General features: G+C 71.9%; 10 protein-coding genes. 4 read left to right on the top strand and 6 right to left on the bottom strand.

Translation table 11 applies throughout. The features are described from left to right. Positions 1–287: 287 nt before the first annotated feature. The 5 genes from LCN96_RS20640 to LCN96_RS20620 form a co-directional block, all read right to left on the bottom strand. On the bottom strand, positions 288–566 hold the full coding sequence (locus LCN96_RS20640; RefSeq protein WP_225274492.1) for a hypothetical protein: 279 nt from the start codon (positions 564–566) through the stop codon (positions 288–290). A 151-nt stretch (positions 567–717) separates the two neighbouring features. Further along, positions 718–2,178, bottom strand: coding sequence for a multicopper oxidase family protein (locus tag LCN96_RS20635; protein WP_225274491.1), 1,461 nt, complete (start codon positions 2,176–2,178; stop codon positions 718–720). Between the two features lie 78 nt (positions 2,179–2,256). Beyond that, positions 2,257–4,119 (bottom strand): sensor histidine kinase, encoded by a 1,863-nt coding sequence (locus tag LCN96_RS20630; protein ID WP_225274490.1) that lies wholly within the window; start codon positions 4,117–4,119, stop codon positions 2,257–2,259. A gap of 98 nt (positions 4,120–4,217) precedes the next feature. Beyond that, positions 4,218–4,823, bottom strand: coding sequence for a response regulator transcription factor (locus LCN96_RS20625; protein ID WP_225274489.1), 606 nt, complete (start codon positions 4,821–4,823; stop codon positions 4,218–4,220). Positions 4,824–5,134: 311 nt separating this feature from the next. Beyond that, positions 5,135–5,929 carry a TetR/AcrR family transcriptional regulator gene (locus tag LCN96_RS20620; protein WP_225274488.1) on the bottom strand — a complete coding sequence of 265 codons (795 nt, stop codon included), beginning with the start codon at positions 5,927–5,929 and terminating at the stop codon, positions 5,135–5,137. A gap of 135 nt (positions 5,930–6,064) precedes the next feature. Between LCN96_RS20620 and LCN96_RS20615 the strand changes: the two genes are divergently transcribed. Further along, positions 6,065–7,639 carry an ABC-F family ATP-binding cassette domain-containing protein gene (locus LCN96_RS20615; RefSeq protein WP_225274487.1) on the top strand — a complete coding sequence of 525 codons (1,575 nt, stop codon included), beginning with the start codon at positions 6,065–6,067 and terminating at the stop codon, positions 7,637–7,639. A gap of 530 nt (positions 7,640–8,169) precedes the next feature. Here LCN96_RS20615 and LCN96_RS20610 read toward each other — a convergent pair. Beyond that, the gene (locus LCN96_RS20610; protein WP_225274486.1) at positions 8,170–9,384 is read right to left on the bottom strand and encodes an ROK family transcriptional regulator; all 1,215 of its coding nucleotides are present in this window, start codon (positions 9,382–9,384) and stop codon (positions 8,170–8,172) included. A 223-nt stretch (positions 9,385–9,607) separates the two neighbouring features. On the opposite strand from LCN96_RS20610, the gene zwf reads away from it, so the two are divergent. From zwf to glk, 3 genes are all read left to right on the top strand, one after another. Next, positions 9,608–11,023, top strand: a complete 1,416-nt coding sequence (gene zwf, locus LCN96_RS20605; protein ID WP_263657542.1) for a glucose-6-phosphate dehydrogenase — start codon at positions 9,608–9,610, stop codon at positions 11,021–11,023. Beyond that, positions 11,020–12,951 carry a phosphogluconate dehydratase gene (edd, locus tag LCN96_RS20600; RefSeq protein WP_225274484.1) on the top strand — a complete coding sequence of 644 codons (1,932 nt, stop codon included), beginning with the start codon at positions 11,020–11,022 and terminating at the stop codon, positions 12,949–12,951. The genes zwf and edd overlap by 4 nt, the downstream gene beginning before the upstream one ends. 162 nt (positions 12,952–13,113) lie before the next feature. Further along, positions 13,114–14,079: a glucokinase gene (gene glk, locus LCN96_RS20595; RefSeq protein ID WP_225274483.1), complete on the top strand. Its 966-nt coding sequence runs from the start codon at positions 13,114–13,116 to the stop codon at positions 14,077–14,079. Positions 14,080–14,155 lie beyond the last annotated feature (76 nt).

The following is a 14,155-nucleotide window of genomic DNA, read 5'->3' as shown; positions in this document are numbered from 1 at the left end:
CGGATCCGTTGACGGCAGTGGTTGATCACATTTTGTCCGGCAGATTCCCGCTTCGGCCGGGGACGGGGGCCGTAGTCCCTACGATCGTTGATCGTGAGTGAGGCACGACGGAGAACCAGCGCGGCGGAATCCGCCGACCAGGACGGGCGGCGCAGGCGGATGCTGACGATCGTCGGTGTCCTGTGCGGGACGTTGCTGCTCGCCTGCACGGCGGTCTTCATCGGCGGCGCGTTCAACGGCACCCGGGTCGACGCGGGCGGCCCCGGCCCCACCACCGGATCTCCTTCTCAGCGGGAGCCCGGGCGTGGCTCCGCCGAGGTCCGGTCGCCCGGGGCGATGAGCGCCCGGCCCCTCGCCACCACCGCGCCGGCGGTGCGCAGCTCCTCGCCGGCGCCCGTCCGCACCCGGTCCAGGACGGTCGCGCCGCCGCCGGTGAGCAGCGTCACCCGCTCCCGCACCCCGGCCGCCCCGAGCCGGTCCGCGACGCCCACCACCACCCGGCCCACCGCCACCCGGCCGCCCACCCGGCCACCCACCACGCCGACCGCCGCCCCGACGGTGTCCACGTCCCGCCATGTGCCGCCCGGGCAGACCAGGAACGGCAAGACCCGGGGGCCGAAGGGGTGAGCGCCGGGTGTCGTGCCCGCCCGCGACCTCGCACCACGGCCCTGACCCCGGATCTCAGGCCGAGGCGTTCCCGCGGGGCCCCGGCACCTGTCAGTGCGGCCCGTGCGGCGTGGCGATCGTGCGCGGCACCTGCCCCTCGGTCCCCGGCTCGACGATCACGAACTGGCCCATCATGCCGGAGTCCTCGTGCCGCAGGATGTGGCAGTGGTACATGTACGGCGTGACGGGATCCGTGAAGCCGCCGAACCGGACGGCGAGCCGCACCGTGCTCTTCGGCGGCACGTACACCGTGTCCTTGTGACCGCTCGCGTACGCCGGCGGCTGCTCCCCGTCCACGTCCAGCACCTGGAAGGCCACCTCGTGGATGTGGAAGTTGTGGGCGTAGACGGTGTTCTCGATCTCCCAGATCTCGGTGGCGCCGGCCGGGACCACCTCGTCGATGCGGGACATGTCCATCTCCTTGCCGTTGATGGCGTCATGCCCGTTGAGCCGGAACCGGCGCACCCTGGCGTTCGCCGGGGCCACGATCGGCTCGGGCGCGGCCAGGCGGGCCGGCAGTCCGGGTGAGGGCGCGAGCTTCTCGGCCGCGACGAGCTTCAGCAGGTCGAAGTCGCCCTCGTCGATGTCGTCGCCGCCCGGCACCGTACGCAGCAGGACCTCCTCGCCGGCGGCGAACCCCACGACGACCTCCGCGCGCTCGCCCGGAGAGAGCGAGACCTGCTCCACCTCGACCGGGGCCGCCAGCAGCCCGGCGTCGTTGCCGACCACGTGGAACCTCCTGCCGTCGCCGAACGTGAGGTTGTAGCGCCGGGCGTTCGACCCGTTGAGCACCCGGAAGCGCACCCGCTCGGTGCGCACGTTCATGAACGGCGCGTACGTGCCGTTGACCAGCATGCGGTCACCCAGGATGCCGAACGTGCCGCTCAGCGTGTCGCCGGTCGGCGAGCCGTCCTCGGCGAGCTCCTTGTCCTGCAGCACGAGCGGCACGTCGTCCACCCCGTACTCCGAGGGCAGCCCGGAGGTGTCGCCGTCGTCGATGATGAACATGCCGGCCAGGCCGCGGTAGACGTGTCCGGCGGTGACGCCGTGCGGGTGCGGGTGGTACCAGGACGTGGCGGCGGGCTGGTCGATCGTCCAGTGCGGGCTCCACGTGCCGCCGGGCTCGATCAGCTGATGCGGGCCGCCGTCCATCTTGGCGGGCAGCCGCATCCCGTGCCAGTGCACGGTGCTCGCCTCGGCCAGGCGGTTGGTGACCGTCATGCGTACCTTGTCGCCGCGGGCCGCCCGGATCGTCGGGCCGAGATGCGGGCCGTTGAAGCCCCACGTCTCGACCGGCTTGCCGGGCAGGATCTCGCTGCGGCCCCGCTGCATCGTCAGCGCGAAGTGCCGCGTCCCGTCCCGGTCCGCCTCTGCCTCCAGCAGCGGTGGCACGCGCAGTTCCGTACGGAAGCCGGTGGGGCCGGGGGTGGCGGCACGCCGGGCGCCGCCGGAGCCGCAGGCGGAGGTGAGGCCCGTGAGGGCGGCGATGGTGAGGAACTGTCGACGGTTCATGGTCCCTGGATGATCTTTCGTGTGGGTGTGGCGGGACCACTGTGGGGGAGCTGGGGGCGTTCGGGACAGTCGCCTGGATCATCTTGCCGGCGTGAGAATCTCATGATCGAGGGGGGTGCGGGCGAGCAGTTCGAAGCGGGCGCCTGTTCTGGTGGTGGTCAGGTGGCCGCCGACGGCCTCCATGCGGGCACGCAGGTTCCGCAGTCCCGAGCCGGGTTCCATCGGCCCCGGGGTGTCGCCGTCGTTGGTCACGCGGAGTTGTGCGTGGCCGTCCTTCACCGTGAGCTCGATCAGGCACTCGGTCGGGGTGCCGTGCTTGAGCACGTTGGTGACCGCCTCGCGCAGCACGACGGCGAGCACGGAGCCGGCCAGCCCGGTCACGAGGTCGCCGGGCGGGGGCGGGGAGGCAGGCGCCGCAGTCCCTCCCGCGGGCACGACCTCGAGCCGCACAGGCACACCCGCCGACGCCAGCACACGTGTGGCCGAATCGATCTCAGCGGCCAGGGACAGGACCCGCCCGGAGGCACTCAACCCGACGTTGTCCAGGAGCGCACCCCGCACCGCCTCCGCCAGCCGCTCCAACCGCGCGCCCACCCGGCCGGCCTCGGTGTCGATCAGCCGCAACACCAACTCGGCATGCAGCACGATCGTGGTAAGCCCCCGCCCCAGCAGGTCATGAACGTCCCTGCCCACCTTGAGCCGCTCGCGCAGAGCCGCCACCTCGACCAGCTCGGCCCGCGTCCGGCTGAGCTCGCCGACGAGACCCACCAGCCGGGTGAGGCCGTAGACCGCCATGGCAGTGCTCAGCATGCTCCCGAACGGATAGACACCCGCGATCGCCCCTGAGGCGAGCGCCTCCTCGACCGCCGCGACCCCGGCCATGACCACGCACAGCGGCCACGCCACCCGCCACGGCAGGTACAGCAGCAGCACGCCCGCGAAGAACCCCGAACTGAGCAGCCCCGAGCCGTCGCCCTGCAGCAGCGGCGCGTAGATGACGAGCGCGTGCGCGGCCAGCGTCCAGGCCAGCACCCTGCGCCGCGCCCCCGCCCGCAACGCGGCCAGATGCCAGAACTGCAGCCCGAACGTCAACGGCAGGAGCAGAAGGTAACCGGCGTGCGTGAACCCGGGCCCACGCTGCGCATCGGCGACGAAGTAGAACAGCGCCTGCCCCATGAACAGCACATGGGTGACGACGAGGATGGGCGTGGCCAGCCGCAGGAGGCGCCTGTCATCGTCACGCGGCGGCACCGGGATCGCCTCATCGGCCGGCGGCAGCGCCCGCACCTGCTCCAGCGCCTCCCTCGCAAGAGCAACCGCCGTCCCCACCGCCGCCTGCACGGCCGCCACATCGTTTCGCCTGCCCTCCCAGGACCCGGACCCGCCCGCCTCCCAGACCTTCCGCGCCTCCCCCGTCAGCCTCTCGACCTCGGCGACGTTCCGTACCACCAGCCCATGGATCCGCTCCCACAACCGCAACCGCTCGACCGCCCCCGCCCTGGCAGCCAACTCGGACCGCTCCCGCTTGACCTGGTCCAACAGCCCCGCCAGGCTGCTGATGCCGTACAACATCAGCCCGACGTTGATCGGCGCGACGATCGCGTAGTAAACCATGTACGCAGGACGGTCCACAGCGAGCGCCACAGCACACTCGACGACGGGGATCAGCCCGAGAATCACCCACGCGGGCGGACCGCTCACCACGAGCAGTGCCGAGGCCGCGACGAACCCCGATCCACCCACCTCCCAGCTCTCGGGCTCGGCGAGCAGCGGCACGTAGTTCACCACGACCTGCACGAGGAAGAGCACGACGGACGACCGCCGCCGCCCCTGCAACGAGATCGGCACCTGGAGGGCGGCGACCAAGGCGATGCAGGCCATGGTCAGCGCATCGACCTCGCTTCCGACGAAGTAGAAGCTCACCCGCGTGACACCCGTCACGCAGATGAACGCGAGAACCAGGCGAACGGGGTTCAGATCACCCTGCCGTCCCGGAGGATCCAGGCCCGCCCCTACCCGCCACCCCGGACGGGCCGAGCTCAGAGCCACCCTGCGTCCTGGGCGATCCGCACCGCGTGCAGCCGATTGCGCGCATGCAACGTGGTGACGATCTGGGTGAGGTAATTGCGAATCGTCCCCGCGGACAGGAACAGCGCCTGCGCGATCTGCTCCACGTCCTCCCCGTCGGCGAACCGCCGCAGCACCTCCAGCTCGCGAGGCTTGAGCGGACTCTCGACCACCTCCAACGCCGCCACGGCGAGCTGCGGATCGACCACCCGCTCCCCCGCCGCCACCCTCCTGATCGCCTCGGCCAGCTCACCGGGCGGCGCGTCCTTCACCATGAACCCGCTCGCCTGCGCGGCGAACGCCCTGCGCACGTTCCCCGGCCGGCCGTAACTCGTCACGATCAGCACCCGGCAGCCCGGCACCCGCCTGCGCAACTCGGCCGCGGCGGTGAGCCCGTCCACCCCGGGCAACTCGACGTCGATCACGGCCACGTCCGGCTCGTGCTCCAGCGCAGCGGGGACGATCTCGTCACCTGTCGCCGCCTCGGCGATGACCTTGATGTCGGGTTCCAGCTCGAGCAACGCGATCAGCGCGCCGCGGACCATGTGCATGTCCTCGGCGAGCAGAACCCGGATCATGCGTCGCTCCTAGCCTCAAGACCGCACTTTCGCCCCATTTCTACCATCTCGTGAGATCTTCATAGTGGATCATGAACGATCCACGGCCACCCTCAACAACGCTCCACCTCCCGCACGCGGACGTCCCGCCCGCACGCACCCGAGTGGCCGGCCCGTACGCACGCGAACGACCCGCCCGGACGCGCACGAACCGCCCGCCCGGACGCGCACGAACGCCCCTCCCCTACGCGCGAGAGCAACCGGCCCCATCCACAAGAGCCACCGGTCTCACGCACGGAAGCGACCGGCATCAAGGGCGGAAGCGACCGGCCTCAAGCGCGGGAGCGGGCCATCCCCTCCAAGAGGTAGCCGAGCCCCTCGTCGAACGTGGCGTCCCAGTCGTGCTCCAGCCCGTGCTCAGCCAGCGCCGGATAACGATCGGCACGCTCGCGCAGGAACGCCCCGGTGTCGCTGTCACCACTCCGCTCCCAGGTCACCTGCATGATCACCGACCCCATCACGTAGTTCGACAGGCTGTACGCGGCCGTCTTCGGCACCGCGAACCCGGCAGCCGTCAGCGTCTCGTACAAGAACTCGGTGCGCCGCAACGCGTTGGGCCCCATGAGCGGGCGATCAAGCAGCGTCGCCGACCATGGATGCCGCAACAACGCCGCCCGCCACCGCCGCATCAACCCCCGAACCGGCGCCCGCCAGTCACCACCGCCACCCCCAGCCACGATGCCCTCGGCCACAGCACCCCCGGCCACAGCACCCCCGACCACGGCACCCCCGATCACGGCATCTCCGACCACGGCATCTCCGACCACGGTGCCGCCGGCCTCGCCACCCTGCCCGGAAGCCTCATCCGGCAGCCCGGCCAGCTCAGCCAGATCATCCATCCTCACCTCGCGGAACACCTCGTCCAAAGCGAGATCCAGCACGTCATCCTTCGTCTTGACGTGCCAGTAGAGAGTGGTGGAGCCGGTGTCGAGGCGTTCGGCAAGCCGGCGCATGGTCAGCCGCCCCACGCCCTCCTCATCCAGCAGCGCCACCGCCTCCGCCACGATCCGCTCCAGCGTCAGCGTCTGCCTCGGGGACTTCTGGTTCCGCGACCACACAGTATCCACCCGGGGATAATACGTTGTACGACGACTGGATCGATGGTCTAGTAGTGGAACGCCGGTCGATAGGCCGGATCGTCGGTCCGGTGCGGGGAACCCGGGTCCAGGGGCACGGACCACCGGGCGAGGAGGAGGGTTCAGGTGGGGCATGTCGACGTCAGCGGGGTGACGTACCTGCTGCCCGATGGACGGCCCTTGCTGCTGGAGGTGTCGTTCAAGGTCGGCGACGGCGCCAAGGCGGCGCTCGTCGGGCCGAACGGCGCGGGCAAGAGCACGCTGCTGCGGCTCATCGCGGGCGAGGTGACACCCGACGAGGGACGGATCGCGGCCACGGGCGGGATCGGCGTGATGCGGCAGTTCCTCGGCGAAGGCACCGTGCGGGACCTGCTGCTCGGCGTGGCCCCCGGTCCCGTCCGCCAGGCGTGGGCGGCGCTGGAGCGGGCCGAGGCGGCGATCGCGGCGCACGACGACGAGGCGCACCAGCTCGCCTACGCCCAGGCCATCGCCGATTACGCCGACGCGGGCGGTTACGAGCTGGAGGTGGTGTGGGACGTGTGCGCCACCGAGGCGCTCGGGCTGCCGTACGAGGAGAGCAAGGGGCGCAGCCTGACCACGTTGTCCGGCGGGGAGCAGAAACGGCTGATGCTGGAGGCGCTGCTGCGCGGGCCGGACGAGGTGCTGCTGCTGGACGAGCCTGACAACTACCTGGACGTACGGGCCAAGCAGTGGCTGGAGCGGGCGATCAGGAGCTCGGCCAAGACGGTGCTGCTCGTCTCGCACGACCGGCGCCTGCTGGCCGAGGCCGCCGACCGGATCATCACCGTCGAAGGGCGGGGCGTGTGGGTGCACGGCGGCGGCTTCGCCGGGTACGCCGAGGCACGCAGGCGGCGCAAGGAGCGGCTGGAGGAGCTGCGGCAGCGGTGGGAGGAGGAGCGGGCCAGGCTGCGGCGGCTCGTGCACGTCCTGCGCCAGCGCTCGGCCGGCAACGACGCGCTGGCGGGGGCGTACCAGTCGGCGGTGACGCGGCTCGACCGGTTCGAGCGGGCGGGGCCGCCCCAACGCGCGCCCAAGGAGCAGAACGTGCGCATGCGGCTGCGCGGCGGCCGTACCGGCAAGCGGGCGGTCGTGTGCGAGGAGCTGGAGCTGACCGGGCTGCTGCGGCCGTTCTCGACGGAGATCTGGTACGGCGAGCGCGTCGGCGTCCTCGGCCTGAACGGCACCGGCAAGTCCCACTTCCTGCGCCTGCTGGCGGGCGAGCCGATCGCGCACACCGGCGTCGCCCGCCTGGGCGCCCGCGTCTCCCCCGGCCACTTCACCCAGACGCACCTGCGCCCCGACCTGCACGGCCGGCTCACGGCCGAGGTGGTGATGAGCGAGCATGCGATGACCCGCAACGAGGCGATGGCGGCACTGGCCCGGTACGAGCTGGCGCCGGCGGGCGGGCAGCCGTTCGAGACGTTGTCGGGCGGGCAGCAGGCTCGGCTGCAGATCCTGCTGCTGGAGCTGTCGGGGGCGACGTTGCTGCTGCTGGACGAGCCGACGGACAATCTGGATCTGGCCAGTGCGGAGGCGTTGCAGGCGGGGCTGGGCGGCTTCGAGGGCACGGTGGTGACGGTGACGCACGATCGGTGGTTCGCCGGCGACCTGGACCGGTATCTGATCTTCGGGGCGGACGGGTTGGTACGGGAGAGCGACACGCCGCGCTGGGACCTTTGAACCCGAGGCTCTACTCGGCCAGCGGGCCGGTCACGGCGCTGACGCCGCCGAGGCTCGTCGCCGGGCTACCCGCGCGGCACGACCCATCGCGCCGGTGCTGGAAGGCGGGAGCCGGAGACAGTACGCGGGTCCCCAGCAAGCGGGCAGGAGTGCGCGACGTGAGGGCGGCGAGGGTGGCGGCTTGAAAACTGGCGCCGCAGGGCCGGGCGAGGACCGCGCCACGCAGGGCCCAGGCGAGGACTGCACGACGCGGGCCCCGGCGAGGACCGCGCCACGCAGCACCAGCCGGCGAGGACCGCGCCACGCAGCACCAAGGGACAACGGCAGGAACGGCGGCGGGGCGTCGGGATGCCATGACAGCATCCTCCCGGACGGCAGCACGTGCCGCTGCGGTCACAGCCCACCCACGCACCCGACTGTGCGATCAGCGCTGACGCCGCAGCCACACCACCGCAACGCCATCAGCGTCATGACCGCTCCACTGACGCCGCGGCCACACCACCCCACCGCAACGCCCCAAGCCCCCCTACCTACCCAGCTTCCACAGCCGCCACGCGATCACTCCGCAACGCCGTGAGCGTCATGGTCTCATCCACGGCCTCCGGCGACAGCACATGATCCAGCACCATCACCGCACACCCACTGATCCCAGCCCCCGCCCCCAGCCGACTCGGCTCGATCCGCAACCGCCGCGTGGCCAGCGCCGTGGACCGCCGGTAAACCACCTCACGGATGCTCGACACCAGCGGCCCGAACGCCTCCGCCATGTCACCCCCCAGCACCACCACCGACGGGTTGAGGATGTTCACCGCCCCGGCGAGCACCTCGCCGATCCGCCGCCCCGCCTCACGCACGGTGGCCATGGTCTCGGCGTCACCGGCCCGCACCAGCGCGGTCACGTCCGCGATGGTCTTGACGTCCCTGCCGCGCCCGCGCAGCTCGCGCAGCAGTGCGGTGCCGCTGGCGACGGAGTCGACGCAGTCGTAGTTGCCGCAGCGGCACAGGACGCCGCCGCCGTCCAGCACGGGGATGTGGCCGATCTCGCCGGCCGCGCCGAGCGCGCCGCGCAGGATGCCGCCGCCGGCGATGACGCCGGCGCCGATGCGGGTGGAGATCTTGACGAACATGAGGTCGTCGAGGTCGGGGTACGCGCCCCGGTGCTCGCCGATGGCCAGCACGTTCACGTCGTTGTCGACGAGCACGGGTACGGGGAACCGCTCGCGGATGATCGGCGGGATCACGACGCCGGTCCAGGAGGCCATGACGCGGGCGCTCTCCGTCCGGCCCTCCGCGAACTCGACGGTGGCCGGCACGCCCATCCCGACGCCCTGGATCATCGAGCGGGGCCGGTCGCCGAGCAGCTCGTCCCAGGTGTCCATGAGCAGCGGCAGCACGGTGTCGGGCCCCTGCTCCACGTCCATCGCGAACTCGCGCCCGGCCAGCTCGTGCCCGGCGAGGTCGCAGATCGCGACGCGGGTGCGGGAGGCGCCGAGGGCCGCGACGAGGACCACGCCGCCCGCGGCGTTGAACTCCAGCCGGACGGGCGGGCGCCCGCCGGTGGACGGGGCGTCGGTGCGTTCGACGACCAGGCCGCGTTCGAGCAGCTCGCCGACGCGCAGCTGCACCGCGGGGCGCGACAGGCCGGTCACCCGGCCGAGGTCGGCCCGCGTCACGGCCTCACCGGTGCGGATGAGGCGGAGCACCTCGCCACTGGTGGCAAGGGCGGCAGCGGTACGTCGAGGCATCGGCTAAGTGAACCACATGCAGTTGTGTCATGAAAAGTCGTGACTTTTTCATCTCAAATGCCAAAACTCCGCTTGTGTACGACCCAAACTCTCGTTAGTGTCCGTTCTGTCCCTACTTGGTAGATCATCGGAGCCCCTCACCGTGTCCACCGCCGAAAACTCCACCGGCCCCGTCGCCCACACCGCCGATCTCGTCGTCTTCGGCGGCACCGGCGACCTGTCCATGCGCAAGCTGATCCCCGCGCTGTACCACAGCGACAGGGAGGGCAGGCTCGCCCCCGAGACGCGCGTCATCGCCATGTCCAGGGGCGGGCTGACCGACGCGGACTTCCGCGGCAAGGTGGACGCCGAGGTACGCAGCCAGCTCCCGGTGGAGGACGAGAGCCAGTGGCAGCGGTTCCTGTCCCGCCTGCACCACGTGTCGGTGGACGTCGGCCGCGAGGACGCCTCCGGCTGGGGCACGCTGGCCGAGCTGCTGGCCGGGTACGAGGAGCGCGACCGGGTGTTCTACCTGGCGAGCCCGCCGCGGACGTTCGGCCCGTTCTGCCGCGAGCTGGAGCAGGCCGGCCTGGTGACGCCGCGCTCGCGCGTGGTGCTGGAGAAGCCGCTGGGTCACGACCTGACCAGCGCGCAGCGCATCAACGACGAGGTCGGCGCCATCTTCGACGAGCGCCAGATCTTCCGCATCGACCACTACCTGGGCAAGGAGACGGTGCAGAACCTGCTGGTCCTGCGCTTCGCCAACGCCTTCCTGGAGCCGATCTGGAACTCGCTGTGGATCGACCACGTCCAGATCACCGCCGCCGAGACGGTCGGCACGCCGGGCAGGCGCGGCTACTACGACCATGCCGGCGCGCTGCGTGACATGGTGCAGAACCACCTCCTCCAGTTGCTGACGCTGACCGCGATGGAGCCGCCGGCCCGCAACGACCGCGAGGCCATCCGCGACGAGAAGGTCAAGGTGCTGCAGGCGCTGCGGCCGATCGTGGGCGGCGAGGTGGAACGTTTCACCGTGCGCGGCCAGTACACCGGCAGCGGCGACCCCGAGGCCGGCGGCATGGTGGGCTACCTCGACGAGCCCGCCTCCACCCCGCCGACCGAGTCCTCGCGCAGGGTGGAGACGTTCACCGCGATCCGGGCCGAGATCAAGAACTGGCGGTGGGCCGGGGTGCCGTTCTACCTGCGCACCGGCAAGCGCATGCCGTACCGGCGCTCGGAGATCGTGGTGCAGTTCAAGGACGTGCCGCACTCCATCTTCCCCGGCGGCGCGCCGAACCGCCTGGTCCTGCGGCTGCAGCCGGAGGAGGGCATCGAGCTGCACATCATGGCCAAGGAGCCGGGCGCGGGCGAGACGACGCTCAAGCCGGTGCCGCTGTCACTGAGCTTCGGCAAGACGTTCTCGACGCGCGTGCCGGAGGCGTACGAGCGGCTGCTGATGGACGTGCTGGCCGGCAACCCGACGCTGTTCATGCGCCGCGACGAGGTCGAGGCGGCCTGGCGGTGGATCGACCCGATCCTCGACGCCTGGCGGGCCGACCCGGCGCTGCCCGAGCCCTACCCCGCAGGAACCACCGGCCCCGCCGGAGCCCACGAACTGCTCGGCCGCAGCGGTCGTGCCTGGCACGAGGAGGAAAAGTGAACCGGACCATCCAGGAGATCACCGACCGGATCGCCGAGCGCAGCGCCGCCAGCCGTGCCACGTATCTGGAGCGGATCCGCCGCGAGGGCGAGGCCGCCAGGGCGAAGGGCCCGGCGCGGGCGCACCTCGGCTGCGCGAACCTCGCGCACGGGTTCGCGGGCGCCCCGGACGAGGACAAGCCCGCGCTGCGCGCCTCGGCCAAGCCGGGCGTGGCCATCGTGACCAGCTACAACGACATGCTGTCCGCGCACCAGCCGTACGAGACGTACCCGCCGGAGCTGAAGCAGGCCGTGCGCCGGGCAGGCGGCGTGGCGCAGGTGGCGGGCGGCGTGCCGGCCATGTGCGACGGCATCACGCAGGGCCGCGCCGGCATGGAGCTGTCGCTCTACAGCCGCGACGTGATCGCCATGGCCACCGCGATCGCGCTGTCGCACGACATGTTCGACTCCACGCTGCTGCTGGGCGTGTGCGACAAGATCGTGCCGGGCCTGTTCATCGGGGCGCTGCACTTCGGGCACCTGCCCGCGATCTTCGTGCCCGCCGGGCCGATGACCTCCGGCCTGCCGAACAAGGTCAAGGCCCGCACCCGGCAGCTGTTCGCCGAGGGCAAGGTCGGCAGGGACGAGCTGCTGGACGCCGAGGCGAAGTCGTACCACTCCCCCGGCACCTGCACCTTCTACGGCACCGCGAACTCCAACCAGGCGCTGATGGAGGTCATGGGCCTGCACCTGCCCGGCTCGACGTTCGTCAACCCGCACACCGAGCTGCGGCACGCCCTGACGCAGGCCGCCGGGCGCAGGGCGGTGGAGATCACCGCGCACGGCGCCGAGTACACGCCGATCGGCGAGCTGGTCGATGAGAAGTCCATCGTGAACGCCTGCGTCGCCCTGCTGGCCACCGGCGGCTCCACGAACCACACCCTGCACCTGGTCGCCATGGCGGCCGCCGCCGGCCTCGTGCTGACCTGGGACGACCTGGCCCGCCTCTCGGAGGTGGTGCCGTCACTGACCAAGATCTACCCGAACGGCCAGGCGGACGTGAACCACTTCCGCGACGCCGGCGGCATGCAGGTGCTCATCGGCGACCTGCTGGACGAGGGCCTGCTGCACGCGGACGTCATGACGGTGGCGGGCCCCGGCCTCGACCGTTACCGCGAGGCGCCGGAGCTGGTGGACGGCGAGCTGGTCTGGTCGCCGGTCACCGGCGGCAGCAAGGACCTGGACGTGCTGCGCCCCGCCTCGGCCCCGTTCTCGGCCGACGGCGGCATCCACATGGTCGAGGGCAACCTGGGCCGCGCCGTGAGCAAGGTCTCGGCGGTCAAGCCCGAGCACCTGGTGATCGAGGCGCCGGCCAAGGTCTTCCACGACCAGCTCGACCTGCTGAAGGCGTTCGAGGCGGGCGAGCTGGACGGGCAGGACTTCGTGGCGGTCATCCGCTACCAGGGCCCGAGCGCGAACGGCATGCCGGAGCTGCACAAGCTGACCTCGCCGCTGGCCGTGCTGCTCGACAGGGGGCAGCGGGTGGCGATCGTCACCGACGGCCGCATGTCGGGCGCGTCGGGCAAGGTGCCGGCGGCCATCCACCTGTCGCCCGAGGCGGCCGACGGCGGCCCGATCGCGCTGGTGCGCGACGGTGACGTGATCAGGCTGGACTCGGCGGCGGGCACCCTGGAGCTGCTGGTGCCGGCCGAGGAGCTGGCCCGCCGCACGCCCGAGGGCCGGCCGCTGAGCGACGCGCAGTGGGTGGGCACGGGGCGTGAGCTGTTCGCCGCCTTCCGCCGCATGGCGGGGCACGCCGAGCAGGGTGCCGGGATCTTCGGGGTGAGCGGCGCCGAGTCGCCGCACCACGGTCCCGGCCTGGGCTTCCCCGCCGAGGCGGGCAACTCCCACCTCGAGACGGGCGCGCCGGTCGGCGCGCTGGTGCGGTGACCGGGTATTTGCCGGTACGGTGCCTTGTGTCCGTTTGGCGCGCGCTGAACGCTCCTGAGCCCGTACGTCCGCACCACCCCACATGGGGCGCTGTGCGCCATCGTGGGATCCTTCGGTGTATGGCGAGCGATCTTGACGCCGCCCCGAATGCCGGAGGTATCCGTGAGTGCCTTTGACCTTCCGTGGCTCGTCGCCGACATCGGGGGGACCAACGCCCGCTTCGGCCTGGTGACCTCGCTGGGGGCGCGCCCGTCGAACGTCGCGGTCCTGCCCGGTGCCGACTTTCCCACCCTCCCCGAAGCCGTAGCCGCCTATCTCGCGGAACACGCGGGCGGAGTGCGGCCGGGGGCGGCGTGCCTGGCGCTGGCGGGCCCGATCGACGGCGACCACTACCGGCTGACGAACTCGCACTGGGCCGGCTCCATCCGTGACCTCGACGTGCCGTACGCGCGGCTGCTCAACGACTTCGAGGCGCTGGCCGTGTCGCTGCCGCACCTGGACGGCGACGAGCTGGTGTCCCTCGGCGGGCCCGCGCCCGGCCACGGCGTCAAGGCGGTGCTGGGCCCGGGCACCGGGCTCGGCGTGGGCGGCCTGGTGCCCACCGAGCGCGGCTGGACGGCGATCCCCGGCGAGGGCGGGCACGCCACGGTGCCGGTGTTCGAGCCGCGCGAGGTCGAGGTCGTGCGCGCCCTCCAGTCGCACGGCCTGCCGCACGTGGTGGCCGAGCACCTGCTGTCGGGCCCCGGCCTGGTCCGCCTGCACCAGGCGCTGGCCCTGGTGAACGGCGTCAGCGCGCCCGGCCTGACCGCCTCCGACATCGTGGCCAGGGTGGACGACTCGCTCTGCGCGGAGACGGTCGAGGTGTTCTGCGGCATGCTCGGCACCTTCGCCGGCAACGTGGCGCTGACGCTCGGCGCCCGCGGCGGGGTCTACCTGGCCGGCGGGGTGCTGCCCCGGATCGTGGAGCGGGTGCGGGCCAGCGCCTTCCGTACGCGCTTCGAGGACAACCCCGACATGGCCGCCTACCTGGCGGGCATCGGCACCGTGCTGATCGTCGCCGCCCAGCCCGGGATGACGGGCGCGGCCGCCTGGCTGAGCCAGCACGCCCGCACGGAGCTGGTGGGCTGAATGAAGCCCGCCTGCTGGGCAGGTGGACAGGTTGTACGTGACAAGCTGACGGCCCTGAGAGGCCGACGAGGAGAGA

Origin of the sequence: Nonomuraea gerenzanensis (assembly GCF_020215645.1) — a bacterium.
GTDB lineage: Bacteria > Actinomycetota > Actinomycetes > Streptosporangiales > Streptosporangiaceae > Nonomuraea > Nonomuraea gerenzanensis.
Note: the sequence above shows the minus strand (reverse complement) of the source record. Positions and strands in the feature narration are given on the sequence as shown.

Bases quoted from the DNA above. Each gene is read 5' to 3' on its own strand.
- zwf (WP_263657542.1), top strand. From the start codon at position 9,608: ATGCGCAAGCTGATCCCCGCGCTGTACCACAGCGACAGGGAGGGCAGG.
- LCN96_RS20625 (WP_225274489.1), bottom strand. From the start codon at position 4,823: ATGATCCGGGTTCTGCTCGCCGAGGACATGCACATGGTCCGCGGCGCG.
- LCN96_RS20635 (WP_225274491.1), bottom strand. From the start codon at position 2,178: ATGAACCGTCGACAGTTCCTCACCATCGCCGCCCTCACGGGCCTCACC.
- LCN96_RS20610 (WP_225274486.1), bottom strand. From the start codon at position 9,384: ATGCCTCGACGTACCGCTGCCGCCCTTGCCACCAGTGGCGAGGTGCTC.